This is a genomic window from Nesterenkonia suensis (assembly GCF_054782935.1).
On the sequence record NZ_BAAGRN010000001.1, the window covers coordinates 1 to 26895 of the forward strand.

Consider the following 26895-nt stretch of genomic DNA (forward strand, 5'->3'; position numbering starts at 1 on the left):
AGGTCGAGGTGACCGGGACGAAGAATGGCTGGTATGCGATCCGTCATGGCGGGCGGACTTTGTATGTGGGGCCGAGTTTCGTGGAGCGGGTCTCGGGTTCGGATTCTGGGTCCTCGGATTCTGGGTCGTCGAGTTCTGGGTCGTCGAGTTCGAACACGGACAGCCGCACAGCGGCGGCGACGACCTGGGTCAACATGCGGTCCGGCGCGGGAAACAGCTATGGGGTCGTCCGTGTGCTGAACCCGCAGCAGTCGGTTCGAGTGACATCCGGGCCTCGCAACGGCGGGTGGTATCAGGTGTCCGTGGGCGACCGCACCGGATGGGTCTTCGGCACATTCCTGAACTTCGAGTCCGGCGGTGAAGTCCACCACGCGGACATGGAGAACATCGAGCCCACCGAAGTGGTCACTGCTCGGGAGACCACCCTCCGGGCGAAGCACGACGACGACGGCGCCGAGCTGGCCACCGTGCCCCAGGGTGCCGAGCTCACCGCGACCTCGCTGGTCGAGGGCTGGTACTTCGTGCACTACGACGGCCAGGGCGGTTGGATCGATGCTGACCACACCGAGCTCGTGGATGTCGCAACTGATACTGACGTCGAAGACTCCACACCCGCCGAAAAGCCCACCGAGAAGCCCGAACAGGCTGAAACTGAAGACACACAGGCGGACGAAGAAGTCCGCGACGATGTGGACGAAGACGACGTTGATGCAGGAGAGCCGGTTGAGGAGACTGGCTCCGACGAGGAGGACGCTGAGGGGGACGATGCCGAGTCCGCCTCGGTCGCCCACAAGTTGGACAGCTACCTGGCAGCCACCCGTGCCCTGGTCCGCCAGATGGCTGATCTGGAAGAACGAAACGTTGATGAGCTCTTCGAGGATCTCCTCGCGGACGACTCCTTGACCGATGCCTCCGGAGTTCTCGACCATGAGGCTCTCCAAGATCGGGTGGAGGAGCTCACCCCGGAGCCGGAACCTGAGCCGGAGCCTGAGCCGGAGCCTGAGCCGGAGCCTGAGCCGGAGCCGGAGCCTGAGCCTGAGCCGGAGCCTGAGCCTGAGCCTGAGCCGGAGCCTGAGCCGGAGCCTGAGCCGGAGCCGGAGCCTGAGCCTGAGCCGGAGCCTGAGCCCGAGCCTGAGCCTGAGCCCGAGCCGGAGCCTGAGCCCGAGCCGGAGCCTGAGCCTGAGCCTGAGCCGGAGCCTGAGCCGGAGCCTGAGCCCGAGCCTGAGCCGGAGGACTCCACTCCGCCTCCGTCGTACAATCCGGTCTGGGATCGACTCGCCATGTGCGAAGCTACCGGCGACTGGAGCATCAACACCGGCAACGGCTACTACGGCGGGCTCCAGTTCTCGCAGCAGTCCTGGGAATGGGTCGGCGGCACCGGCATGCCGCATCAGGCATCCAAGTACGAGCAGATCGCTCGCGCCTACGAGCTCTGGCAGCGCCAGGGCTGGGACGCCTGGCCAGGATGCAAGGCCAAGCTGGGCCTCTCGGGCGACCCTGGCGGTGTCGAGAACTACGAGATGGGCAGCAATGCGACCACTGTCTTCAGCTCGATCCACATCTGGAACGCCAGCTTCAGCGTCCCACTGCGCGAGGAGGCGGACTCCTCCAGCGAGAAGCTCGCCCAGATTCCTCGAGGCGCCGACGTCGAACAGCTCGACACCGATGGGGACTGGATCCGCGTGCGGTACACCGACGACGGCGAGACGCTGACCGGCTGGGTGAATACCGGGTACCTCTCTCACGCCTGAGCGCGCTGACGGTGTACGCTGGGACCGCTGAGTTCTCAGCGACATCGTCTGCCCTTCGCGGCATCCCATTCACCGGCTGTGGCACTGCGCGTGCCGCAGCCGGAACATGGAATCCTGTGCGTCGCTGACCACAGGCCCGCACGACGGCGCCGGCACAGCTCTTCAGTTCGCGGGAAGAGCCGTGCCGGCGCCGTCGTTCCGGGCGCCATTCATCTGCATCCCCTGGCCACAGAACCCGGCAACTGCCCGATGACACACCGGTCAGGGGGCCGAAATGTCGTCATTCGTGGACACTGGATGTCACCTGCCGCCGTAGGCTGCAGACGAACCACCGGGAAGGGGCCGCATGCCGCAGGAGTCACGACCGCTGGAGGCGCTGGCCGACCAGCTCGAGCAGGTCTCGGCCGGCTACGCGGCGAAATTCGGGCTGCATCGAGACGGGGACTGGTTCATGCTCAAGCTCCAGGAGGAGCTGGGAGAGTTGACTTCCAGCTACGTCGCGCTCACCGGCCGTGCTCGACCTCGTAGACGCGACGACGCCGCCGATCGCCAGGCTTTCGAAGAGGAACTGGCTGATGTGCTCGCTCATGTCCTGTTGCTGGCCCGACATGCAGGGATCGACGCCGACCGCGCAGTGGACGACAAGTGGCTGCGGTGGTGGGGCGACTCTGCCGACGTCTGACGTGCCTCCCCACCCATCCAGTGGTCACGAATCGCGGCGTCTGCCCGATGGCACGCAGGTCGGGAGCCTGAGATGTCGTCATTCGTGACCACTCGATGCAGTGAGGACCTGTCCTCACCGGCGGGGCAGCAGCGCCTCACGCCAGTGCTGCTCGTGCGCGCGCACATACGCGGTCACCGCGGACCAATGCGCGCCGTGGCCGGTGAGGTACATGCTTCCCCACGGCTCGCGGCCACTTGCGTGGGACTCGCGCAGCAGCCGGTGCATGGCGGCGGTGCGGTCGCCCATCGCACGGGGGAGTGCGGCTCGGAGCGCGTGGTCCGCGCCGTACCCGTCGACGAACGCGGCGAGTCGGGCGGCCGCCGTCTCCGGATCCTCCGTAGGGTCATTCGCGGTGAAGGCCTGCGCCGAATACGCCAGGTCCCAGAGCCGACTGCTCGGTCCCGTGCCGTCCCAGTCGATGAACACGAAGCGCTCGCCGATGACCAGGTTCCAGGGGGCGAGGTCGTTGTGGCAGATCATCTCGCTCTCCGAGGCGGGAAGGACGGTCTCCCAGGACGCATTCTCGTCGGGAGGGTGCTGTGCGGCGACGTCGTGGATGAGTCGCACCAACGCGCCCACCCGGTGCAGCTCGTCACAGGTGAGTCGACGACCCTCGGCCGTGGGACCAGGGACGAACTCCAGGATCTGGCGGCCTCGCCTGTCCCGACCCAACACCCGGGGCGCGTCGACGCCACGGTCCCGCAGATGCGTCAGGAAGGCGTGGACGCTTGGCGTCGTGGAGCTCCACGGCTTGCGGACCGTGTCACCGATCCGGACGACGGCGTCGCTGACGTTGCCGCCGGTCAGCGGCTGTTCGTGCTCCACGGCTCCAGGCTAGCGCGTCGTCCCGCCCATCCAGTGGCCATGAATCCCGGCATCTGCGCGATGACACGCCGGTCAGGAACCCGAGATGCCGGGATTCGTGACCACTCGACGCGGAGGCGTCAGCGGAAGCGGACCTCCACGGCCTCGCCGTGGGCGGGTAGGCCCTCGGCTGCGGCCAGCGCGGAGACGTGACCGGCCACCTGACCCAACCCGTCCCTGCCGTAGTGGATGACCTGCTGGGAGCGCAGGAAGCTGGTCACGTTCAGCCCCGAGCTGTAGGCCGAGGCGCCGCCAGTGGGCAGCACGTGGTTGGAACCGGCACAGTAGTCGCCCAGCGACACCGGGGTGTAGGCGCCCAGGAACACTGCCCCGGCATTGTGGATGCGGTCGCACAGGGCAACGTCGTCACTGGTCATGATCTCCAGGTGCTCCGCCCCGTAGGCGTTGGCGACCTCGACCGCTTCGTCCAGCGAGTCGACCACCAGCACCGCCGACTGCGAACCAGTCAGCGACTGCTTCACCCGGTCAGCGTGCGGCGTGCGCGCGGCCTGCTCCTCGACGGCGGTCATCACCCGTTCGGCGAAGGGCATTGAGTCGGTGACCAGCACGGCGGCGGCGAGTTCGTCATGCTCCGCCTGGGAGATCAGGTCCGCGGCCACCAGAGAGGGGTCGGCGGACTCATCGGCGAGCACCATGATCTCGGTGGGCCCGGCCTCCGCGTCGATGCCCACCACGCCCTGCACGGCCCGCTTGGCGGTGGCGACGAAGATGTTCCCCGGACCGGTGATCAGCTTCACCGGCTGGCACACCAGGTGCCCGGCGGCGTCGCGGGCGCCATAGGCGAACATCGCCACCGCCTGAGCGCCGCCGACGGTGTAGACCTCTTCGATGCCGAGCAGGTGGGCGGCGGCCAGGATGGTCGGGTGGGGGTAACCTCCGAAGTCCTTCTGCGGCGGGGAGGCGATCGCCAGGGAACGGACGCCGGCCACCTGTGCGGGCACCACGTTCATCACCACCGACGACGGGTACACCGCCTGGCCGCCTGGCACGTAGAGTCCGACCCGCTCGATCGGCACCCACCGGTTGGTGACTCGTGCATCCGGCCCGGGGGAGACCATGGAGGCGGCCGGCAGCTGGGCGGAGTGCACCTCGCGGGCGCGGGTGATCAGCGTCTCGAGCGCCTCACGGACACTGTGGTCCAGGTGCTCGAAGGCCTCCTCCACCTTCCACTGCGGCACCCGCAGGGAGGGCGGACGGACACCGTCGAAGGTCTCGGAGAGCTCGGTGAGCGCCTCGACGCCGCCATGGCGCACCTTCTCAAGGATCGGCGCCACAGTGTCGACAGTGGCTGAGATGTCCTGTGCGGCGCGGGGGAGCACGGTGCTGACGTCCGCGGTGCTGCCACGGAGATCCTTGAGGGTGAGCATTTTCCTCCTCGGGGCGGATGGATTCGTCCCCATTGTCTCCTGCGGCAGGGCAGGAGACAGAATCACATGACAGCGTCCGGGCCCCAGGCCGACCTGCTCACGAGCTGTGGCGGCTTAGAGCAGTGCCTGTTCCCGGTTGCGTCCCAGACGAGCATGACACCATGCTGGATGATTGCATTCCGGCAGGTGCCAGCCCATGGGCGGCTGCTCGGACCGCCCGCCCCGGCAGCGAACGACATGTGTGAGGAGAGCTCGTGATCGCCACGACCGCAGAAGAGACGGCCCCCGATGAAGAGCTGAACACCATCGTCGACGACACTGTGCCAGAAGGAGTCCAATCACTGGTCACCGGAGCCGGTCCCGTACTGGGCATCCTCCTCGGGGTGGCCATCGCCGTCGTCGTGGCCCTGGTGGTCACGGTGGTCTCCTCACTGGCGATGAAGCAGATCTTCCGCCGCAGCGCGGAGGTCAAGCGGGCGATCAACCGGACCCGGCTGCCGCTGTTCTTCACCCTGGTGATGATCGGATCGCGGGTCACCTTGCGTCTCGCGGTCGGAGAGGCGGCCTGGTACTCCTGGGTGGCGTTCATCCTGTTCATCGTCATCGTGGTCGGCATCGCCTGGTGGGCGATGCGTGTGGTGCGGGTGGTCGAGGCCGCCGTGCTGGCCCGCTACGCCGGAGAGGACGACGTCGACGACCGCCGTGGCCGCCGGCTGCAGACCCAAGTCTCGCTGATCCGCCGGATCCTCGCGGCGATCATCATCACGGTGGCGGTCGCCGCGGTGCTGTTGAACTTCGAATCGGTGCGAGCGCTGGGAGCCGGTCTTCTCGCCTCGGCCGGTGTGGTCTCCGTCGTCGCTGGTCTGGCCATGCAGTCCACGCTGACCAACGTCTTCGCCGGCATCCAGCTGGCCTTCACCGATTCGATCCGCGTGGGCGACGTGGTGGTCGTGGAGGACACCTTCGCCACCGTGGAGGACATCACGCTCTCTGCCGTGGTGCTGAAGGTCTGGGACGAGCGGCGGGTGATCTACCCGTCCAGCTACTTCGTGGCCACACCGTTCGAGAACTGGACCCGTGTCGGCACCGAGCTGATGGGCACCGTGGAGCTGGACGTCGACTGGCGGGTCCCGATGGACGAGCTGCGGAGCCGGCTGAAGCGACTGCTGGACTCCACGGAGCTGTGGGACGGCAAGGACTACTCGATGCAGGTCACCGAGGCCACCGGCGGCATGGTCAAAGCCCGCGTGGTGGTCTCGGCGCGGAACTCCGGCGAGCTCTGGGACCTGCGCTGTCTCGTCCGCGAGGACCTGGTCAACTACCTGCGGGCGGAGCACCCCTACGCGGTGCTCACCCAGCGCATGTTGGTCTCCCACGAAGAGGCGCTGGCCGACGGACCGCGGCAGGTGCGCACAGGACAGTTCGGCACGGTGGAGGAAGCGGCGGAATCCCGCATCGGTGACACCCGGGAACAGCCGACCGTGCCGGTCGACGACCCCTATGCCCCGGCCGGGTCGACGGGCTCGGGCACGCAGCGGCGCAGCCCGGAGGAGCAGGAGTTCATCCGGCGCTACGGCTCCACCACGGATGGTGACGAGGAGCGTCACACACCGGCTGAGTCGGACGGCGCCGCGGTGCGGGAACCGACCTCGGAGGAGACTCCGCTGACCCAAGCCGGTGAAGGAGCCTCGGTGTTCACCGGGTCCATCACCGCTGTGGAACGCAACCGCGAGTTCTCCGGACCCGGGGAGGGTGCCTACCGTGAGCGGCGTGAACGCCAGGAGGAGCACGACGGCGGCGACGACGTCGACGAGGAGGAGCAGGAGAAGCCGCGGGCGCGTCCCGACGACGGTGGCTGAGCGTCGTCTGGTGCCGCCCTGGGTGCGACCTTGATAGGGTGCGGGAACACGCACCGTGAGCTCGTGACTCGTCGGTCGCCCGACGGGGAGAAGTGCGTTGCCGGTGCCCGTCTCCGACGGGGTCACACCGTTCCGCCCGAGACTCAGTGGTGCGTCACCTGTCCCCGAATGAAGGAACCACGTGAGTCAGGACAGCACCGATCCTGCCGTCAGCGTTCGCAGCGCCTACAAGGTGTTCGGGCGACGCCCGGAGCGTGGGGTCGATCAGCTCCGCGCGGGGGTCAGCCGGGAGGAGCTCCTCGAGCGTGGGCTCACCGCCGCGGTCATCGATGCGTCCTTCGATGTCGCAGAGTCCGAGATCTTCGTGGTCATGGGACTCTCCGGCTCCGGGAAGTCGACGCTCATCCGCATGGTCAACGGTCTCTGGGAACCCACTGCCGGGGTCGTCAGCGTCGGCGGAGAGGACATCGCCAAGCTGACCGGTCGTGAGCTCCGCCGAGTGCGTCGGGACCGGATCTCCATGGTCTTCCAGAACTTCGCCCTGCTGCCGCACCGCACCGTGGGGCAGAACGCCGCCTATGCGTTGGAGGTCCAGGGGGTGAATCGGGCAGACCGTGAACGCCGGGCGGCCCGCGCGCTGTCGATGGTCGGCCTGGACGGCTGGGGCGGGCACCGTCCTGATGAGCTCTCCGGCGGTATGCGGCAACGTGTCGGCCTCGCCCGTGCCCTGGCGGCCGAGACTGATGTGATGCTCATGGATGAGGCGTTCAGCGCCCTGGACCCGCTGATCCGTCGAGAGATGCAGGACCAGCTCATCGAGCTCCAGCATGAGCTGGGCAAGACGGTCCTGTTCATCACCCATGATCTGAACGAGGCCATGCGTCTGGGCGACCGGATCGCCATGATGCGGGACGGGCGGATCGTCCAGATCGGCACGTCCGAGCAGATCCTCAACGATCCGGCGACCGACTACGTCGCCCAGTTCATCCAGGATGTGGACCGCACTCGCGTCCTGACCGCCGGCGCGATCATGGAGCCTCCCGTCGCGGTTCTGGGGGCTGAGCAGGGCCCGCGAAGCGCCCATCGTCTGATGCGGGAGCACCAGACGAATGCTCTGATGGTCGTCGAGCACGGCAAGCGATTGCGTGGTGTGGTCCATGAGGCTGACATCGCCGACGCCGTCTCCGGCGGCCGTGACGACCTGAGCGGCATGGTCCGCTCCGTGACCGCTGTGGGCCCGGACGTGCCGCTGGCCCACCTGATGCAGGCCTCCGCCGCGAGTGCGGTGGGCCTGGCCGTCGTCGACGATGGTGGGCGACTGCTCGGAGTGATCCCGCGGGTCACCCTGCTGAACGCGCTCGTCGACCCGAACAGCCAGTCCCGCGGGGCGCAACCGACCGTCGTCGGAGAGGGGGTGTCCCCATGAGCCGCGCCGCCGAGGAGACTGAGGGGCTCGGGGTGCCACGCGTACCGGTGGGCGAGTGGATCGAGGACGGCTTCGGCTGGCTCAACACGAACCTGAGCGGCCTGTTCGGACTCATCCGTGACACCGTCAACGCGCTGACCGATGGGCTGGGGAGCCTGTTGAATGCCCCGGACGCGCTCATCATGGTGCTCCTGTTCACAGCACTGGCCTGGTACCTGCGCAACTGGAAGCTTGCGCTGCTGTCTGCGGTGATGATGATCTTCGTGATCAGCATGGACATGTGGGAGCCAGCCATGCAGACCCTGGCGATGATCGCCGTCGCCGCGGCCTTGGCCCTGATCATCGCGATACCCCTGGGAATCCTGGCAGCGAAGAGCGACCGCGTGAGCAACGTGGTCCGGCCCATCATGGACCTGATGCAGACCATGCCGGCCTTCGTCTGGCTGGTCCCGGTGGTCATGCTCTTCAGCATCGGCATGACGGCAGGAGTGGTCGCGACCTTCATCTTCTGCCTGCCCCCGGGGGTTCGCTTCACCGAGCTGGGAATCCGCCAGGTCGACAGTGAAGTCGTCGAGGCGGGACATGCCTTCGGCACCCCGCCGGGACAGATCCTGTGGCGCATCCAGCTGCCCCTGGCGATGCCGACGATCATGGCCGGGATCAATCAGGTGATCATGCTGGCGCTGTCCATGGCCGTCATCGCCGGATTCGTCGGGGCCGGAGGCCTCGGCGGAGAGGTCGCCCGGGCGATCTCGAGCCTCGACATCGGGCTGGGATTCGAAGCGGGTCTGTCCGTGGTGGTGCTGGCGATCTATCTGGACCGGGTCACTGCCGCCATCGGCGGGACCTCGCCTGGAACGGGGCGGCTCGCGCGTGCGCTGAGGCGTCGTCGAGAGGCAGCGGAGGCTTCAGCGGATGCCTGAGGGATCAGCTCGGCGGGACGACGGCGGTGCCGTCTCCCCGCGGGAATCATGCACACTGAAAGAGATCGACCTTGAGAGGGGTACATCATGACGACTGGACGTGTCGCGAAATTCGTGTCCGTGACGGCAGCTGCGGCTCTGGCGCTGAGCGCCTGCGGCGACGGCAACGGCACCGGGGACGGCGAGACGGACGCCGAGACAGAGACCGGCGGCACCATCGAACTGGGAATCATTCCGTCCTGGACCGATGGTCTGAGCATGGCGCATCTGTGGTCCCACATCTTGGAGGATGAGGGATACGACGTCGAGATCACCGAGATCAACGAGGCGGGCCCGCTGTACACCGGCGTCGCGCAGGGTGATATCGACGTCTATCCGTCCGCCTGGCCGGAGGTCACTCACGCCGAGTACATGGACGAGTACGGGGACGACCTGGAGGACGTGGGGGCCTGGTATGACGGCGCAGTGCTGACCCTTGCGGTCCCGGAGTACACGGATGTGGACTCGCTGGCCGACCTGAATGACAACGCCGATCTCTTCGGGGGCCGTATCGTCGGCATCGAGCCGGGGTCCGGTCACATGAACATCACCAACAACGAGGTCTTCCCCACCTACGAGCTGGACGAGCAGTTCGAGCTGGTCGAGTCCTCGACGGTGGCGATGCTGGCTGAGCTGGAGAGCGCCGTCGAGTCTGAGGAGGACATCGTCGTCGCGCTGTGGCGTCCCTACTGGGCGAACGCTGAGTTCCCGGTCAAGGATCTCGAGGACCCGGAAGGTGCCCTCGGCGAACCGGAGACCCTGAACTTCATCGCGAACGCCGGGTTCTCTGAGGAGTTCCCGGAGGTCGCGGAGTGGATGGGCAGCTTCAGCCTCGACGATGAACAGTACGGTGAGCTGGAGGACCTGGTCGTCAACGTGCATGACGACGACCCCTCGGCCGGGGCTGCCGAGTGGCTCGAGAACAACCAGGAGATCGTGGATGCCATCACCGGCTGATCCAGGAGCCTTCTGACAGGAGTCGAGGCTTTCCGCCCTCGACAGAGAAGCGGCACCCGCGCGTCGGTTCGTGCCCCCCCCGGAAAGGACGGCGGGGGCGAGCCGGGAGCGCGGGTGCCGCGCTGTGTCGCCCTCGGCAGATCCGTCTGACCGGGGCGGTCGTGAGCCTTCAGAGGTTCATACGACCCGGGGAGGACCCGTACGCTGGACGGACTCCTGTTCCCGATATGCAGGTGGGTGATCATGGTGAACCCCCGAGACTCCGACATGAGCACACCGCGCGAGGGCAGCCGCCGACCCTGGTGGTCGCGGAGGGAGTCCGGAGCCCTCGGAGCCGGCCTGCTGGTCGTGGCGCTGACCGCCTGCGGCGGACCCGGCGAGGACGATGCGGCGGGCGACGACCCGGCCGAGGACGGCTCGGCGGGGGACGAGGTCGTCGACGGCGAGACGGATGACGAGCCGGATGATGAGCCGGATGATGAGCCGGACGAGCCGGATGATGAGCCGGACGAGCCGGATGATGAGCCGGATGATGACGCACCGGACGACGACTCCGACGAGGATCCCGACGAGGATCCCGACGAAGAACCACCGAGCGATGACGAGGACGACGAGGACGGCGAGGAGCAGGGCCCTGAGGACGGGCCCTATCTGGAGCACCGCGAAGGTCTGAGCACGGACCGGTTCGGCACCGAGACTCGGCAGAGCGAAGGCTTCCCGGACACCCTCATCCCGTCGCCGACCGGTGAGGATCTCCTGCTGGACGACGTGCGCCTCGGCGTCCACGACGGCTATGACCGTGTGGTCTTCGATCACCATGTCGCCGGGCTTCCCGGATGGCATGTCGAATACGTCGATGTTCCCCGCCAGCCGGGCAGCGGCCACGAGATCGACATGCCGGGTGAGGCGTTCCTGGCCGTCAGTGTCACCGGACTGCGTCCCGGCATGGCCGGCGAGGGCCAGGGACACCTGGTCCTGGAGACGGACTGGCCGGAGACCGAGTCCATCGTGCGGGGCACCGCCACCAGTGCCGTGTTCGAGGGGGCGGCCAGCTACTACATCTCACTGGACGCACCCCACGAGGTCGACGTCTTCACCATCGAGGACGGCTCACGTCTGGTCGTCGACATCCTGCACTGAGGCATCCCGGCGGTGGACCACCGAGTCCGAGCCGTACGACGCCGGTGTCCCGCTCGTCATCGGTTCGGTCCGGGTGCTCACTTCTTCAGCGGGTTCCTCCCGTGGAGCTGAAGGCGTCCTGGGTCGTCGTCCTCCCCGCGGGGAGACGATCTCTCAGCGGCGGAGGACGTGGAGGACGCAGGAGTCGGCGTCGTCGGCACCTCAGCGGTCGGCGTCTCCGATTCGCCCGGCGCCTCCGATCCTCCGGCCGTGTCCTGCGGTCCTCCGTGGGGCTCCGCTGATCCGCCCGGCGCCTCCTCGGGCGCGCCAGAGATCTCCTCCCGGTCCCTGCTGTCCTGAGCCTTCGCCGCCTTGTACGCGTCCACAGTGCGGATCGCCTCGGTGGTCGGCTCGGCGGTGCCGTCGCCGTCGTGCCGGTGGCCACGGCCGGACTCCAGCTGGGCGATCGCCTCACCCTCCGCCGGAGCCCCCACCCGGCGCTCCATCGCCCAGCGGACCATGGAGTCGGGGACGAACTTCAAAGACGCGGTCAGCACCTGGTAGCTGCGGGAGGGCACACACATCGAGACCCCCTGGGCGCTGGCGGCCAGCGCCTCACGCACCACGTCGTCGGCGTCCAGCCACATCCACCGCTTCGCGCCCTTGACCTTGATCCCCGAGCGTTCGTGGAATTCGGTGCGCACCAGCCCGGGGCAGAGCGCGGTGACCGTGATGCCGTCGCCACGCAGCTGTTGGTGGATGGACTTGGAGAAATTGATGACCCAGGCTTTGGCCGCCGAGTAGGTGCCGGTCGGGGTGAACCCGGCCACTGAGGCGACGTTGATGATCCGACCCCCGCGGCGGCGGGCCATCGCCCGGGCAGCCGTGTGCGTGAGCTCCAGGGTGGTCTGCACATGGAGGCGCAGCAGGTCCCGCTCGGCGTCGAGATCGGACTCCAGAAAATCACTGGGGAGCCCATGGCCAGCATTGTTCACCAGCAGGTGGACAGGATGACGCGGATCAGCCAGGCGCTCTTGGACGGCGCCGACGCCGTCGTCGGTGACCAGATCTGCGATGAGCACGGTGGCGCGCACCCCGAACTGGGACGTCAGCGATTCAGCCTGCATCTGCAGGCGATTCCCGTCGCGGGCCACGAGCACCAGGTCATAGCCCTGGCCAGCGAGTTGACGGGCGAACGAGGCGCCCAGGCCGGCGGTCGAGCCGGTGATCAGAGCGGTGTGGGTACTCATGTCAGTATCCTAGATCGACAGGCTGAGACGCAGGACCGCGTTCGTTCAGCTGGTGTTCAGCTCGGGCGGTCAGCAGGCCTGTGAGGACGGCTCTCGGCCGGATCGGGCCCGAGTGCCGCGAGAAGATGACGCGATGATGATGCATTGTTACTACGAGCAAGGACTCAGGAGGAGGGCTGATGCGCTGGCGTCAGAGGAACGACTGGGGGCCGCGGGCCCTGGCCGAAGACGAGTGGGCTGTGCTCGAGGCACAGATCGACGCCGATGACCTCGACGCCGTGGAGAACGCCGTCGAGGAGCTCACCGGGTTCATGGACTCCTTCCGAGAGGATGTCGACGGACGCCCGCTCGTCGGCGTCACGGACGGCCAGCTGTCGGTGACCACGGACCGCACGGAGAACCGACGGGGGCGACGGGTGCTGCAGGTGACCTTCTACGCGTCCGGTCCGGTCGGCGTCGCCGAGCCGCATGCCTTCGACCGGATCGGCTCCGCCGCGACCTCCCTGGTGGACCACCTGCAGGCTGACGGCATCGCCGTCTCAGAGATCCGCTGGAACGAACACCCGTACCAGAAGCGCGCGTTCTGATCCCCGCGTCTGTCCGCCTCTGACTCGGGGCCTGCTCGGCCCGTCAGGCGCCGTCGTAGGCGGGAGCGGAGGGGCGCCCCTTCTCCACGACCTGCGCCAGCAGCGGGAACAGCAGGACGGTGACCGCCCCGCCGGTGACCATCACCGAGGCCATCGACTCCTCGATCAGCTCCGAGGAGACGGCGATCTGAGTGACCGCCACGATGATCGGCAGACCGGTGGAGGCGTAGAGGCCCAGGGCCACGCGCTCGCGGACGGTGCCCAGCCCGGAGTGCGTCTCGGTGAGCTGCTCCCGCAGGAACACCGGCAGCCCGCGGACCACGGCGATCGAGAGGACGAAGCCCAGCAGCACCGGCCACTGGGAGATCACTGACCCGATGTCGATGGACATTCCGCTGGTCACGAAGAAGATCGGGATCAGGAAGCTGAACCCGATGATCTCCACCTTGTGGACCAGGGCGTGCCCATGCTCCTCCGCCGTGCCCGCCAAGACCGCGTTCAGCAGCATCCCGGCCGAGAAGGCGCCCAGCGCGACGTCGAGCTCCAGCATCGCCGTCAGCAGCATCAGCGTGATCAGGATCAGCACGGTGAACCGCAGCGTCGTCTGCATGGTGGTGTTCGCACCCGCTGCCATGGCCCGCCCCAGCAGAGGGACACGGGTGAACAGCCGATGCGGCACCAGCACCACCAGGATGGCCGCCAGGGCGAAGGCCACCAGCACGAGTGCCGCGCCGCCGGTGCCCCGTGTGGAGAGCAGCAGGGACATCGCCACGATCGGGCCCAGCTCGCCCAGGGCGCCATGCAACATCGTGGCCGACCCCAGCGGTGAGGTCGCCCTGCCGGCGTCCTTCAGGATCGGCAGCAGCGTGCCCAGCGCGGTCGAGGTGGAGGCGATGGCGAAGACGATCGCGACATGGACCTCGCCTTGAGCGACGAGCAGCCCCGCCCCGATCCCGAGGACCAGGCAGATCACCCAGGTGAGAGCCGCCGCGCGCCCTTGGCGGCCGCGCATCTGCGAGGTGTTGATCTCGAGTCCGGCGAGCAGGAACAGGAACCCCATACCCAGCTCGCGGAGGAACTCCACCGCGGCGGTCTGCTCCGCGAGCTGCAGGCCGAAGGGCCCGATGAGCATGCCGAGGAGGAGCAGCCAGACGACGTCGGGGATCCTGCGCCGAGTGCCCAGGGCCAGCATTGGGGCCAGGAAGGCGGCGGCGACGATCCACCAGGTGGAGAGCAGATTCTCGACGAGCATATGTTCACCCATGGGAGGAGCCTACGCCGGTTCTCAGAGCTCGCCGAGGTGGCGCAGGTGGTCCAGCTGGGCGGCGGCGATCTTGGTGGTCACCTGGGCCGGCAGCGGGCTGCGTTCTCCGTAGAGGAGGCGCCCGAGCTCCTCGGCGGCAGGTCTGTCACCGGCAGAGGCGGGACCGGTGTCAGACTGTGGGCTCGTGCCCGCTGACGTCGTGGCCAACAGGCTCCTGACCTGGTCGAGGCGCTCATGCCGGTGGGCCAGGTAGGACCGCGCCGCCCCGGCCAGCGAGGGCTGCGCCGGGCCGTGGGCGGGGAGCAAGAGGACTTCCCCGGGCGTGTCCCCGAGCGCGGCGAGACGCTCCAGGCTGGCCAGATAATCGGTGAGAGTGCCGTCGGGGTGGTCGAGCATGGTGGTGCCGCGGCCCAGGATCGTGTCCCCGGTGAGCATCATCGCCACCGGCCCTGAGGGTGCGCGCCCGAGACGCTCATCACCGGACTCGTCCACCAGCTGGGCCCGGGGCAGGAACAGACACATTGAATCGGAGGTGTGCCCGGGGGTGTGCAGCACTTCGGCGGTGTTTCCTCCGAGGTCGATCCGTTCTCCGTCGGCCAGTGGCCCGGGGTCCAGGCCGTCGGAGCCCGCCCGGCATTGCCCGGAGTCGATGCCGCGGACCGGGGCCCCGGTGGCCTGAGCCAGGGCGGGAACCGCGCCGGTGTGGTCGCGATGCCGGTGGGTCACCAGGATCTGGGCCACAGGGCGCTCACCGAGGGCCGCCAGGACAGCCTGCAGATGATCAGGGTGGTCCGCAGGTCCGGGATCGACGACGACGGCGGCGTCCCGGCCGCCGAGCAGGTAGGTGGTCGTGCCCTCCAGGGTCATGGGCGAAGGGTTCTCGCAGAGCAGGCGTGTCACCGACGTCGTCGTCATGGTCATGCCACCACTCTATGACTCGCGGGCGACGGGATCCTGCCGCTGTTCCACCGGATGGGGGGCGGCGTCGTAAGCTGGCGCCATGGCACCTGCACAGGACAGCACAGCTGAGACCGCCGACCCGCAGCCGACAGCCGGCACGGAGCATTCCACCGCCGGAGCGTATGTGACCGGTGAGGAGTTCACCCGGGACACGAACTACATCGAAGACCGCGTGGTCGCCGATGTCGACGCCGTCCGGGCCGCTGCCCAGGAGGAGAGCTCGACCATCGGGGACCCGCGGATCGCCGGGCTCACCGAGGGGGCCGAGGCCTGGCCGGTGGAGCCCGGCCGGTACCGGCTGGTGGCGGCGCGGGCCTGCCCGTGGGCGCACCGGTCGATCATCGTGCGCCGGCTGGTGGGGCTGGAGGACGTCATCTCCCTGGCCACGCCGGGGCCGGTGCATGACGTCCGCTCCTGGACCTTCGACCTCACCGAGGACGGCCGCGACCCCGTCCTGGGCACCGAGCGCCTGCAGCAGAACTACTTCGCCCGGTTCCCCGACTATCCGCGGGGGATCACCGTTCCCGCGCTGGTGGACGTGCCGTCCGGGGGTGTGGTCACCAACAACTACCCGCAGCTGACCTTCGACCTCTCCACGCAGTGGCGGGCGCACCATCGCGAGGGCGCGCCCGACCTGATCCCCGACGACCTGATCGAGGACATGCTCCCGGTGATCAAACGGATCTTCACCGAGGTCAACAATGGGGTCTACCGGTGCGGGTTCGCCGGCTCGCAGCGTGCGTACTCCGAGGCCTACGACCGCCTGTTCGCCGCCCTGGACTGGTTGGAGGATCGGTTGGCCGACCGCCGGTACCTCATGGGCGAGCACATCACCGAGGCCGACGTCCGGCTGTTCACCACGCTTGTCCGATTCGACCCCGTTTACCACGGGCACTTCAAATGCAACCGCACCAAGCTCACCGAGATGCCGAACCTGTGGGCCTACGCCCGGGACCTCTTCCAGACCCCCGGCTTCGGCGACACGGTCGACTTCGACCAGATCAAGCGCCACTACTACGTGGTCCACGAAGACGTGAACCCCACGCAGATCGTGCCGCAGGGGCCGGAACTGGAGAGCTGGCTCTCCGCGCACGGGCGGGAGCGGCTGGGAGGGGCCCCCTTCGCCGAGGGTGCGACGGCGCCCGGCCCCCTGGCTGCTGACGAGGTTCCGCCCGGGGCGAATCCGCTGCACGGCTGAGCCGACGGTGCCGCACTCATCGAGTGGGGGATTCTTCGCGATGTGCGTCCGTATCCGGCGCCCGGACCACGAGAATCTCCCCGATCGATGCCCGGCGCTGTGTCGTGCGTGACAGGTTGTGCAGAAAAAGCGACCGAATATGTGATCAGCCTCTCATCAGGAGTGCTCGTCTCCCTACGGTGATCGAGCCGGCGTCGATGCCGGCTTCGCCGCAGCGAAGGAGACCTTGATGAGACGTGCACCTATCGACAGAACGACGCAGTCTGCCCTGGGGGTGGCCGCCTGCCTGAGCCTGGCGCTCGCCGGCTGTTCGGCAGACCCTGAGGAGGCCGCGGCCGACGCCGAGGAGTCCGGGTCCAGCTCGTACTCCACCCACGAGGCCACTGATGGGGAGACTGCGATCACCGTGGTCGAGAACCCCGATGGGGGTCCCAGGCTTACGCTCGCCGCCGACAGCTCATTCGATCTCATCGAAGTGGAGGACGACGGCGCGACCTACGCCTTCAAAGACATGGACGGCGACGGTGAGCTCTCCACCTGGGAGGACTGGCGTGCCCCTACTGAGGAGCGTGCGGCCGACCTGGCCGAGCAGCTCACCATCGAACAGGTTGCTGGCCTGATGCTGTTCTCCGGCCACGAGCGGGCGCCCGGAGATGGGCTGACCGACGAGCAGCGCGAGTATCTGGCCGAGGACCATCTGCGCAACGTCCTCAACGCCGGCGGATCGGACCTGGAGGAGAACGTCACCTGGGCCAATGAGCTGCAGGCGCACGTGGAGTCCCTGGTCTCCCAGGAGACCCCGTACGTGCCGGTGAACCTCTCCACCGACCCGCGGCATGACGCCGGTGCCGCCTTCGGCGAACCCGGGAGCCTCTCCGAATGGCCGTCCAACCTGGGCATGGCCGCCCTGTTCAGTCCGGAGCGGGTGGAGGAGTTCGGCCGCATCGCCTCGGAGGAGTACCGCGCCCTGGGCATCTCCAATGCCCTGAGTCCGCAGATCGACCTGGCCACCGATCCTCGCTGGCTGCGCGTCAGCGGAACCTACGGCGAGAATGCCGACCTCGCGACGCAGCTGGGTGCCGCGTACGTGGACGGTTTCCAGAACACCTACGAGGACGGCGAGTCGGTGGGCTGGGGGCCGGAGTCGGTCTCGACGATGATCAAGCACTTCCCCGGAGACGGCGCCGGGGAAGGCGGCCGCGAATCCCACATGAACTCCGGCAAGTACGCAGTCTTCCCCGGAGACAACTTCCAGGAGCACCTCGACGTCTTCCTGGGCGCCCAGCAGGCCTCCTCGATGATGGTGAACTACTCGATCATGCTCGACGGCGAGGGAGAGTCCCTCTTCGACGAGCGCGCCGGCAGCGCCTACGAGGACGCCGCCATCGACATCCTCCGCGAGGAGAACGGCTACGACGGCGTCCTGGTCACCGACTGGGGCGTGACCAACTCCTGGCTGGACGAGGACGAGCTCTTCGGCATGGCCTGGGGCAAGGAGGACCTGAGCGTCGAGGAGCGCCACTTCGAGATTCTGCGCGCCGGGGTCGACATGTTCGGCGGCAACAACGACGTCGGCCCGGTCTTGGACGCCCATGAACTGTGGCAGCAGGCCTACGAGGACGGCGAGCTCGACGTCGACGCGGACACCCGCTGGGCCCAGACCGGAGAACGTGTGCTGACCATGCTCTTCGAAGCAGGTCTCTACGAGAGTCCCTTCGTCGTCCTGGACGACGCTGAAGAGAGCCTCGGCAGCGAGGACAAGACGGAGGCGGCGACACGGGCGCAGCTGGACTCCGTCGTGATGCTGAAGAACGACGACGTCGTCGCCGAGTCAGCGGCGGAGGACTACGCGGAGCAGACCGTCTACATCCCGCAGTCCTTCGACACTGGTCATGACAACGCCTTCGGCCCCGCCCAGTACGAGGAGGGGCCCACCATCGACCTCGAGGTCGCCGAGGAGTACTTCGGCGACGTCGTCACTGACGAGGTCGAGTACGACGACGAGGATCAGGTCGTCTCCTACGAGGCCCCCGATCTCTCCGGCGTCGACGCCGTCGTGGTCGGCATGAGCAGCCCGAACAACGGCGACAACTTCTCCAAGGCCGGCTGGGACGAGGAGGAGGATCTCTGGTACCCGCTCTCCCTGCAGTACCGTCCGTACACTGCAGACGGTCACGAGGTGCGGGAGGTCTCCATCAGCGGTGACGTGGACGAGGACGGATCCCGGGAGAACCGGTCCTACGCCGGCGAGACCTCCAGGATCTCGAACGAGGCTGACCTGGACGCCTTTGAGCGAGCAGTCGATGCCGTGGAGACCAGCGGCGAGGACATCCCGATCATCGTGGTCCTCAAGGCCTCGAACCCCATCGTTCCCGCAGAGTTCGAGCCGCAGACTGATGCTGTCCTGGCCGGATTCGGCGTCAGCGACCAGGCCCTGCTGGAGGTCGCTCTGGGTCTGCATGAGCCGCAGGGTCGCCTGCCCATCGGATTCCCGGACTCGATGGAGGCGGTGGAGGCCCAGCTGGAGGACGTCGGTGAGGACCACGAAACCTATGTCGACGCGGACGGCAACGACTACACCTTCGGCTTCGGACTGGACTGGTCCGGACCGCTGGCAGACTGAGCGGCAGGTCGTCGGGCGCGGGGAGCCCCGGCCCGGCGTCTGACCCACCACGCATGACGAAAGGTTGACGAGCATATGAAGAATGTCCGGAGAATGTCACTCGGAGCGTCTGCGCTTCTGCTGACGGCTGTGGGTCTGGTCGGCTGCGGCGCCGATGACGCCGAGCCGAACGGCGAGGACGGCGACGCGCAGGAGGCCGTCGAGCACCCTGAGGTCCAGACGGATCTGGAGGAGGCCCGGCAGACCATCCTGGACGGTCTCGAGGAGTTCGGGGAGGACCAGTCGGAGTTCCTGCTGGCCGACGACGTCAGCTCCGCCGAGCAGAAGTACGGCATGTGGGTTCTGCCGTTCGAACACTCGGAAGCCACCGAGAGCATGACCTCGCAGGTCAACATCGACGGAGGCGACTTCACGATCGAGGCGGAGGCGGCCGAGGACGGCACCACCTACGTCATCGATCAGGACGGCGAGATCAGCACCGACTGACCCTCCCGGTGACCCGATGCGGCCGGGAGGCCACCCCTGTGGTGGCCTCCCGGCCGCACGCATGTCAGGCCCTGATCAGTCCGTGACGAGTTGTCGGCCGGAAGTGACAGGTTGTGCATTCACCGGCCAGGGGCGGCCAGAAGTCCGATCCAATGGTGTCACGTGCATCACAGGGTGCGTACGGCGCCCTGGGTTCCCCGCCGAACCGACGAAGGAGCAGATGTGGAAGACCGCGAGCATGACGACGTGCCGGGCGCGACCGAGCGAGGCAGCCAGGACACCGGAGCCGCCACGAAGCATAAGATGTCCCACCGGAAGTTCCTGGCGCTGTGGATCCCGGTGCTGGCCGTGACACTCATCGTCCTCATCGGCGCCAACGTCGCCCTGAGCGCGTTCCACAACTGGGTCGCCTCGCAGCTCGGTGTCGGTACCTGGGAGGTGACCAACAGTGACGAGGCGGAGGACTGGGACCTCGACTACGTGACTGCTTCCCATGACTCCCTGGAGGAGGCCCACGAGGCGTCTGCGGCGCTGGTCGAGGAGATCGCCGGTGAGGGGATCACGCTGCTGAAGAACTCGCAGGAGGCCCTGCCTGTCAGCGCCGGCGCCGTCACCCTCTTCGGGCGCACTGCGGCCGAGCCGGTCTACGGGGGCTCCGGCTCCGGGTCGGTGGATGCGTCGACGGCAGTCGACATCCGCGGCGGCCTGGAGCACGCAGGTTTCGAGATCAACGAGACCGTCTATCAGGAGCTCGAGGACTTCGCCGCAGAGGCTCCCCGCACCCGGATCGTCATGGACGAGCCGGACGAGTCGGAGTACGCCGTCGGTGAGATGCCGGCCGGCGAGTACTCGGCCGATGCGGTCAGCTCCTTCGGAGACTACGATGACGCCGCCGTCGTCGTCTTCGGCCGAGGGGGCGGTGAAGGCGGAGATCTGGCCACGGACATGGAGGGCTGGGACGAGAACCACGTCGAGGGCCAGCACGAGCTGATGCTCAACGTCGACGAGCAGGAGACGCTGCAGCTCGCCCAGGAGCACTTCGACACGGTCGTCGTGGTGATCAACTCCTCGAACATCATGGAGCTCGGCGCGCTGGAGGACGACGACGACGTCGACGCCATCCTGTGGACCGGTGCCCCCGGAGAGACCGGATTCAACGCCCTGGGCGACGTCATGACCGGCGAGATCAACCCCTCCGGGCGCACGGTGGACCTGTGGGCTCGAGACTTCACCGCCGATCCGACCTTCGTCAACTTCGGCCGGTGGGAGTACACGAACATCACCGAGGACAACGCCACGACACTCCAGCAGCCCAACCACGCTGCGATGGAGAACGGTGCGTTCTTCGTCGAGCTCGAAGAGGGTATCTACATCGGGTACCGGTATTACGAGACGGCTGCCGCCGAAGGCGTCATCGACTACGAGGAGGCCGTAGTGTACCCGTTCGGCCACGGTCTGAGCTACACCGACTTCGACTGGGAGCTGGCCAGCTCCAGCACTCCTGAGGCGGACGGCACGATCGAGGTCGAAGTGGAGGTCACCAACAGCGGGGACGTGGCCGGCCAGGAGGTCGTGCAGCTCTACTACTCCGCTCCGTACACCCCGGGAGGGATCGAGAAGTCCGCCGTCGAGCTCGGCGACTTCGCCAAGACCGGCTCGCTGGCGCCGGGGGAGTCCGAGACCGTCCGGCTCGAGCTCGACGTGGAGGCCATGGCCTCCTATGACCACCGGGACGCCGAAGCCTGGGTGCTCGAGGAGGGCACCTACGAGCTGCGGGTGCAGACGGACTCGCACCAGATCGCCGACGGCATCGAGCCGATCGAGTACGACGTGCCGGAGACCGTGGTCTATGGCGAGGACGGACCGCGGGCGGGCGACGAGGTCGCGGCCACCAACCGCTTCGACGACGTCTCGGAGCACTTCGCGGGCGACGGCGCTCAGCTGATGTCGCGTGCGGACTTCGAGGGGACGTTCCCCACCGCGCCCACCGAGGAGGACCAGGAGGCGTCCGAGCGCATCCTGGAGGGCTACCAGCACTACGACGTCGACGCCGCGGCCGAGGCCTCGGACGCAGAGATGCCGGCCACGGGTCAGGACAACGGGCTGACGCTCGTCGACCTGCGCGGTCGGGACCACGACGATCCGCTGTGGGACGACCTCCTGGATCAGCTGGAGGTCGACGAGATGACCGACATGCTCCTCAACGGCGCCTACAACACCGAGGCCATCCCGTCGATCGCCAAGCCCCGTACGAACGACATCGACGGTCCCCACGGCTTCACCTCGTTCATCAACGACGACTTCAAAGGAGCCGCCTACCCGTCCGCGCCGCTGATCGCCGCCACCTGGAACAAGGAGCTCGTGCGGCAGATGGGCGAGACGATGGGCGAGGAGGCCCTGCAGATGGGAGTCTCCGGCTGGTACGCGCCCGGGGTGAACCTGCACCGTTCGCCGTTCGCGGGCCGGAACTTCGAGTACTTCTCCGAGGACCCGTTCCTCTCCGGGACGATGGGTGTCGAGGTGGTCACCGGAGCCGCCAGCCGTGGACTCTACGCCTACACCAAGCACCTGGCGCTCAACGATCAGGAGAGCGGACGCGTGGACAACGGCATCGCCACCTGGGCCGATGAGCAGACTCTCCGCGAGATCTACCTGCGGCCCTTCGAGATGATCGTGAAGGATGTGACCGCCGAGGTGGCCTACATCGCGGACGAAGAGGGCAGCCACGGGGTGTCCGAGGTGGGGGCCACCGCCATGATGAGCTCCTTCAACCGCATCGGCGCGACCTGGGCCGGCGGGCACCCTGCCCTGCTGCAGGACGTCCTCCGCGACGAATGGGGATTCCGAGGCATGGTCATCACCGACTTCAACCTCTACGGCTACATGTCCCCGGACCAGTCCATCGCCGCGGGCACCGACCACCAGCTGGTCTTCGCCCCGATGAAGCAGTTCGAGGACACCGACAGTGCCGAGGCGGTCACCAACATCCGGCAGGCCACGCACAACGTGCTCTACACCGTGGCGAACTCCAACGCCATGAATGGGCTCGGCCCTGACGCGGAGGTCAGCTACACGCCGGCGACCTGGGAGGTCGTCCGCTGGGTGGCCACCGCCGTGGTCAGCGTCCTGTGGCTGATCGCCGTCGTCTGGGTGGTGCGCCGCGTGGTGACCCAGCGGCAGCAGACGCCCGCCACGGACGAGGGCGCGACGGCATGAGCGCCGGCGAGGAGAACGGCACCGGCCCGAAGCAGGCACCGAGCGGCGACATGACGGCCGACCTCACCCTCGTGGAGAAGGCCGCCCTGCTCAGCGGGGACACCGTCTGGGAGACCCGGGCGATCCCCCGCGCGGGGGTCCGGCGGCTCTTCCTCTCGGACGGCCCCCACGGGATCCGGAAGCAGTCGGGGGAGGGCGACCACCTGGGTCTTCACAACTCCGAGCCGGCCACCTGCTTTCCGCCGGCGGCCACGGTGGCCAACAGCTGGGACCCTGCGCTCGGTGAGGCGATCGGCCAGGCCATCGGTGCCGAGGCGGCGGCCCACGGGGTGGACGTGGTGCTCGGGCCGGGCCTGAACATCAAACGGTCCCCGCTCTGCGGGAGGAACTTCGAGTACTTCTCCGAGGACCCGCTGCTCAGCGGTGCGTTCGCCGCCGCCTATGTGCGCGGCATCCAGTCCGCGGGGGTGGCGGCCTGCCCCAAGCACTTCGCGGCCAACAGCCAGGAGACCCGGCGCATGGTCACCGATTCGGTGGTCGACGAGCGGACCCTCCGGGAGATCTACCTGGCGGCCTTCGAGAAGGTCGTGCGGGAGGCCCATCCTCGGACGATCATGTCCAGCTACAACCGGATCAACGGGGCCTACGCCCACGAGAACGCCCACCTGCTGACCCAGGTGCTGCGGAAGAAGTGGGGCTTCGACGGCGTCGTCGTCTCGGACTGGGGCGGAAGCAACGACGCCGTCGCGGCGGCTCGGGCCGGCGGCACCCTGGAGATGCCCTCGCCCGGCTGGGACTCGGCTCAGCAGCTGGTGGAGGCCGTGGCCTCCGGACAGCTCCCGGAGGAGGACCTGACGGCGCGGGCCCGCGAGATGGTGCAGCTGGCGCACTCACTGCCGGAGCACGGGGGCGGTGAGGTCCCCGTGGAGAAGCACCACGAGCTGGCCCGGCGGGCCGCCGCGGAATCGGCGGTGCTGCTCAAGAACACCGGAGACCTGCTGCCCCTGGCTCCCGGCACGCGTACGGCGGTGATCGGGGACTTCGCCCTCACTCCCCGCTACCAGGGGGCCGGTTCCTCGCTGGTCAACCCGACTCGGCTCAGCACCGGTGTCGAGGCCACAACCGCATCCGGTCTGGACGTCGTCGGCGTGGCCCAGGGCTTCGTCCGGCATGGAGGCCATGACCCGGCGCTGGCGGAGGAGGCCCGCGGCCTGGCCGCGACGGCCGACGTCGTGCTGCTGTGGCTCGGCCTGGACGAGATCAGCGAATCCGAAGGCCTGGACCGGCGGCACCTCAGGCTGCCGGAGAACCAGCTGCGCCTGCTCGAGGAGCTCGCCGCCGTCGGCACCCCGGTGGTCGTCGTGCTCTCCGGAGGCTCCGCCGTCGAGGTGGGCTGGATGGACCGGGCCGACGCCGTCCTCCACGGCTACCTGGCCGGCCAGGCCGGCGCCGACGGGCTGCTGCAGGTGATCACCGGTGAGGTCACCCCCTCAGGCCGCCTCGCCGAGACCTACCCGCGGAGCCTGGCCGACACACCCACCGCGGGACGGTTCCCGGAGCCGGGTGATCGCATCGACTATCTCGAAGGGCCCCTGGTGGGGTACCGCTGGTACACCAGCGCCGGAGTGAGCCCCGCCCTGCCCTTCGGGCACGGCCTCAGCTACACCACCTTCCGCTACGCGGACCTGCGCGTCGACCAGCAGGAGGTCCGCTTCACGCTGACCAACACCGGGGACCGCCCCGGCGCCGAGGTGACGCAGGTCTACCTCCAGCGCGAGAGCCCCTCGGGCGTGCTGCGGCCGGTGCGCGAGCTCGCCGGCTTCGCCAAGGCCCACCTGGCCCCCGGGGAGTCCCGGGAGATCGTCATCTCCCTCGACGACTGGTGCCTCCGGCACTGGGACCAGGAGACCGGCGACTGGCAGGTCGAGGCCGGTACCTGGAGTGTCCTGCTCGGCGCCAGCATCGAGGACATCCGATGTGAGGCCTCCGTCGAGGCCGCCGGGACGGTGCCGGCCGGCACGGGCTCCCAGGAGCAGCTGGCCGCGCTCGTTGAGCGGGTGCGTCGGGCAGCGGCTGCCGCAGCTCAGAACCGGACGGCGTCGTCCCGGACCACCACTCCGGCCCGGCCACGGCGAGAGCTGGGGCTCAACGATCCGCTGGCCGAGCTCGCCGCCGCGCACAGTCCCGTGGGGCGGGCCGCCGCCGCCCTCCTGCGCCGGATGCTGGCTCGGGCCGAGGCCCGGGGGCGTCCCGACCTGAATCTGCTGTTCCTCTCCGGGATGCCGATCCGCGCGCTCGCGAAGATGAGCGGGGGAGGTATGAGCCTCGAGATGGCCCAGAAGCTGCTGGTCCTGCTCAACGGCCGCCACCTGGGCGGCACGGCGGGGCTGATCGGCGCGGCCCTGCGCCACCGACGGCGTGCCCGCGCCACCCGCCGCACGTTCGACGACGCCTCCGCGGGGCGGACCATCCGACCCACAGTGAAGGAGAAGTCCTGACATGACACCCGAGCGCACCGCCGACCTCACCGTGCGGCGCGGACCCTGGCGACGCGTGCAGGACCGCTGGTCCGCCTTCTACGAGCGCCACACCACGTGGGCGCAGTTCATCATGTTCTTCCTCATCAGCAACGGCGTGACGGCCCTGCAGCTGGCGCTGATGCCGATCTTCCGGTGGTTCTTCAGCTTCACTCCGCTGGTGCACCGGGACTTCCAGGTGCTGCCCGTGGGCCAGAACCCGGACGGATCGACCTTCTTCATCTTCGACTACCCGGGCGGCGGGTTCGCCGACGGCGGCGCCGGAGGCCTGGGCTACTTCCTCGCCGTGCAGATCACCATCCTGATCGCCCAGGTGATCAACTTCTTCGCCCAGCGCAGCGTGACGTTCCGCTCCAACTCCAGCATCTGGTGGGCCGCCCTGTGGTACGTGATCGCCTACGTGATCATCACCTTCGCCGCCGCGGCGGCCCAGGGCCTCTACCGGGCGCCGCTCTACGGCTTCTTCATCGACACGATGGACTGGGGGCAGACCGGAGAGACCACCGCCGACGTCGTCACGATGATCATCAACGCGGGCATCCAGTTCTGGGTGTTCTTCCCCATCTTCAAGCTGATCTTCCGCCAGGTCCCGGAGGACGTGGCGGACCTCGACGGTAGGATCACGGCAGAGGTCGCCGACGGCGGCACCCCGGCCGAGGAGGGGAGCAGACGAGACCCGTGAGCCCACAGACGAAGACGCTGAGCCTGGTGGTCCCGAGCTACAACTCGGCCGAGTACCTGCATCGGTGCCTGGATACGCTCATCCCGCCGGACGGCGCCGACGACGTCGACGTGATCGTCGTCGACGACGGCTCCACCGACGACACCGCCGAGATCGCCCGGCGTTACGCGGCGCAGCACCCGGAGCTCGTCACGGTGATCAGCCAGCCCAACGGCGGTCACGGCGAGGCCATCAACACCGGCCTGCGTCACGCCACTGGGCACTTCTTCAAGGTCGTGGACTCCGACGACTGGGTCGACTCCGACGCCTACGCCGAGCTGCTGCACCAGCTGCGCCGAGCCGCGGCCGAGGACGGCGGCGTCGACCTGGTGGTCAGCAACTACGTCTATGAGAAGTCTGGACGCCGACGCCGGACCTCCATCCGCTACGCCAACGTGATGCCCGCGGGCCAGGATCTGGACTGGGAGCAGGTGGGACGGTTCCGCCCCTCCCAGTACCTGCTCATGCACGCGCTGACCTACCGCACCGAGCTGCTGCGCGCCGTCCAGCTGCGGCTGCCCCGGCACATGTTCTACGTGGACAACCTCTTCGCCTACACCCCGCTGCCGCATGTGCGGCGCCTGCGGTATGTCGACGTCGACTTCTACCGATACTTCATCGGACGCGACGACCAGTCGGTGAACGAGACGGTCATGATCTCCCGGCTCGATCAGCAGCTGCAGGTCAACCGGCTGATGATCCGGCATCTGGCGGAGACGCGCCGTCAGGGCCCGCTGCCTGAGGCGCTGGACCGCTACATGGTGCACTATCTGGGGATCATCACGGTGGTCTCCTCCACCATGGCCCTGCGCGGCGGCAGCGCCGCGATGATCCGGCAGAAGGAGGACCTCTGGAACGACCTGCGCCGGGTGGAGCCGCAGCTGCACGCCCGGCTGCGGCGCAGCCTGCCGGGTCTGCTGGTGAACCTCCCCGGCGCCTGGGGGCGGAGGATCTCCCTGTCGGCCTACCGGACGGCCCGCTGGGCGTACGGCTTCAACTGAAT

At 68.2% G+C, this 26895-nt stretch carries 20 protein-coding genes; 15 read left to right on the top strand and 5 right to left on the bottom strand.

Annotated features, from left to right (window positions below; all coding sequences use genetic code 11):
* On the top strand, positions 1-1751 hold a 1751-nt coding region (locus ACYVKI_RS00005), incomplete at its 5' end, for an SH3 domain-containing protein (protein ID WP_460688294.1).
* Between the two features lie 346 nt (positions 1752-2097).
* Entirely contained in the window at positions 2098-2433 is a 336-nt protein-coding gene (locus ACYVKI_RS00010) for a MazG nucleotide pyrophosphohydrolase domain-containing protein (protein ID WP_460688295.1), read from the top strand.
* 114 nt (positions 2434-2547) lie between these two features.
* Here ACYVKI_RS00010 and ACYVKI_RS00015 read toward each other — a convergent pair whose 3' ends face one another.
* Together ACYVKI_RS00015 and hisD are read right to left on the bottom strand one after the other, a co-directional pair.
* Positions 2548-3300, bottom strand: a complete 753-nt coding sequence (locus tag ACYVKI_RS00015) for a phosphotransferase enzyme family protein (protein ID WP_460688296.1) — start codon at positions 3298-3300, stop codon at positions 2548-2550.
* 119 nt (positions 3301-3419) lie between these two features.
* A complete protein-coding gene (gene hisD, locus ACYVKI_RS00020) occupies positions 3420-4727 on the bottom strand; it encodes a histidinol dehydrogenase (protein ID WP_460688297.1) in 1308 nt (435 codons plus the stop codon).
* 254 nt (positions 4728-4981) lie between these two features.
* On the opposite strand from hisD, the gene ACYVKI_RS00025 reads away from it, so the two are divergent.
* The 5 genes from ACYVKI_RS00025 to ACYVKI_RS00045 all read left to right on the top strand — a co-directional run bounded on the left by ACYVKI_RS00025 (position 4982) and on the right by ACYVKI_RS00045 (position 11071).
* The gene (locus ACYVKI_RS00025) at positions 4982-6586 is read left to right on the top strand and encodes a mechanosensitive ion channel family protein (RefSeq protein WP_460688298.1); all 1605 of its coding nucleotides are present in this window, start codon (positions 4982-4984) and stop codon (positions 6584-6586) included.
* Between the two features lie 181 nt (positions 6587-6767).
* The gene (locus tag ACYVKI_RS00030; RefSeq protein WP_460688299.1) at positions 6768-8012 is read left to right on the top strand and encodes a quaternary amine ABC transporter ATP-binding protein; all 1245 of its coding nucleotides are present in this window, start codon (positions 6768-6770) and stop codon (positions 8010-8012) included.
* A complete protein-coding gene (locus ACYVKI_RS00035; protein ID WP_460688300.1) occupies positions 8009-8935 on the top strand; it encodes an ABC transporter permease in 927 nt (308 codons plus the stop codon). The genes ACYVKI_RS00030 and ACYVKI_RS00035 overlap by 4 nt, the downstream gene beginning before the upstream one ends.
* Before the next feature lie 87 nt (positions 8936-9022).
* Positions 9023-9931: a glycine betaine ABC transporter substrate-binding protein gene (locus ACYVKI_RS00040; protein ID WP_460688301.1), complete on the top strand. Its 909-nt coding sequence runs from the start codon at positions 9023-9025 to the stop codon at positions 9929-9931.
* A 267-nt stretch (positions 9932-10198) separates the two neighbouring features.
* Positions 10199-11071, top strand: a complete 873-nt coding sequence (locus ACYVKI_RS00045) for an AMIN-like domain-containing (lipo)protein (protein WP_460688302.1) — start codon at positions 10199-10201, stop codon at positions 11069-11071.
* A 77-nt stretch (positions 11072-11148) separates the two neighbouring features.
* On the opposite strand, the gene ACYVKI_RS00050 is transcribed toward ACYVKI_RS00045, so the two are convergent.
* Positions 11149-12300, bottom strand: a complete 1152-nt coding sequence (locus tag ACYVKI_RS00050; protein WP_460688303.1) for an SDR family NAD(P)-dependent oxidoreductase — start codon at positions 12298-12300, stop codon at positions 11149-11151.
* A 179-nt stretch (positions 12301-12479) separates the two neighbouring features.
* Between ACYVKI_RS00050 and ACYVKI_RS00055 the strand changes: the two genes are divergently transcribed.
* The gene (locus ACYVKI_RS00055; protein WP_460688304.1) at positions 12480-12887 is read left to right on the top strand and encodes a hypothetical protein; all 408 of its coding nucleotides are present in this window, start codon (positions 12480-12482) and stop codon (positions 12885-12887) included.
* Positions 12888-12930: 43 nt separating this feature from the next.
* Here ACYVKI_RS00055 and ACYVKI_RS00060 read toward each other — a convergent pair whose 3' ends face one another.
* Both ACYVKI_RS00060 and ACYVKI_RS00065 read right to left on the bottom strand, forming a co-directional pair.
* A complete protein-coding gene (locus ACYVKI_RS00060; protein ID WP_460688305.1) occupies positions 12931-14151 on the bottom strand; it encodes a cation:proton antiporter in 1221 nt (406 codons plus the stop codon).
* Positions 14152-14172: 21 nt separating this feature from the next.
* Positions 14173-15072: an MBL fold metallo-hydrolase gene (locus ACYVKI_RS00065; protein ID WP_460688306.1), complete on the bottom strand. Its 900-nt coding sequence runs from the start codon at positions 15070-15072 to the stop codon at positions 14173-14175.
* Between the two features lie 79 nt (positions 15073-15151).
* Between ACYVKI_RS00065 and ACYVKI_RS00070 the strand changes: the two genes are divergently transcribed.
* The 7 genes from ACYVKI_RS00070 (at position 15152) to ACYVKI_RS00100 (ending at position 26893) form a co-directional block, all read left to right on the top strand.
* Positions 15152-16309 carry a glutathione S-transferase family protein gene (locus ACYVKI_RS00070; RefSeq protein ID WP_460688307.1) on the top strand — a complete coding sequence of 386 codons (1158 nt, stop codon included), beginning with the start codon at positions 15152-15154 and terminating at the stop codon, positions 16307-16309.
* Between the two features lie 229 nt (positions 16310-16538).
* A complete protein-coding gene (locus tag ACYVKI_RS00075; protein WP_460688308.1) occupies positions 16539-18932 on the top strand; it encodes a glycoside hydrolase family 3 protein in 2394 nt (797 codons plus the stop codon).
* 93 nt (positions 18933-19025) lie between these two features.
* Complete coding sequence (locus ACYVKI_RS00080) at positions 19026-19418, top strand: hypothetical protein (protein ID WP_460688309.1); 393 nt, start codon at positions 19026-19028, stop codon at positions 19416-19418.
* A gap of 222 nt (positions 19419-19640) precedes the next feature.
* Positions 19641-22634 (top strand): glycoside hydrolase family 3 N-terminal domain-containing protein, encoded by a 2994-nt coding sequence (locus ACYVKI_RS00085; RefSeq protein ID WP_460688310.1) that lies wholly within the window; start codon positions 19641-19643, stop codon positions 22632-22634.
* On the top strand, positions 22631-25132 hold the full coding sequence (locus ACYVKI_RS00090) for a glycoside hydrolase family 3 C-terminal domain-containing protein (RefSeq protein ID WP_460688311.1): 2502 nt from the start codon (positions 22631-22633) through the stop codon (positions 25130-25132). Before ACYVKI_RS00085 ends, ACYVKI_RS00090 begins: the two co-directional genes overlap by 4 nt.
* Position 25133: 1 nt before the next feature.
* Positions 25134-25853: a hypothetical protein gene (locus ACYVKI_RS00095; protein ID WP_460688312.1), complete on the top strand. Its 720-nt coding sequence runs from the start codon at positions 25134-25136 to the stop codon at positions 25851-25853.
* Positions 25850-26893 carry a glycosyltransferase family 2 protein gene (locus ACYVKI_RS00100; RefSeq protein ID WP_460688313.1) on the top strand — a complete coding sequence of 348 codons (1044 nt, stop codon included), beginning with the start codon at positions 25850-25852 and terminating at the stop codon, positions 26891-26893. The genes ACYVKI_RS00095 and ACYVKI_RS00100 overlap by 4 nt, the downstream gene beginning before the upstream one ends.
* Positions 26894-26895: the final 2 nt, after the last annotated feature.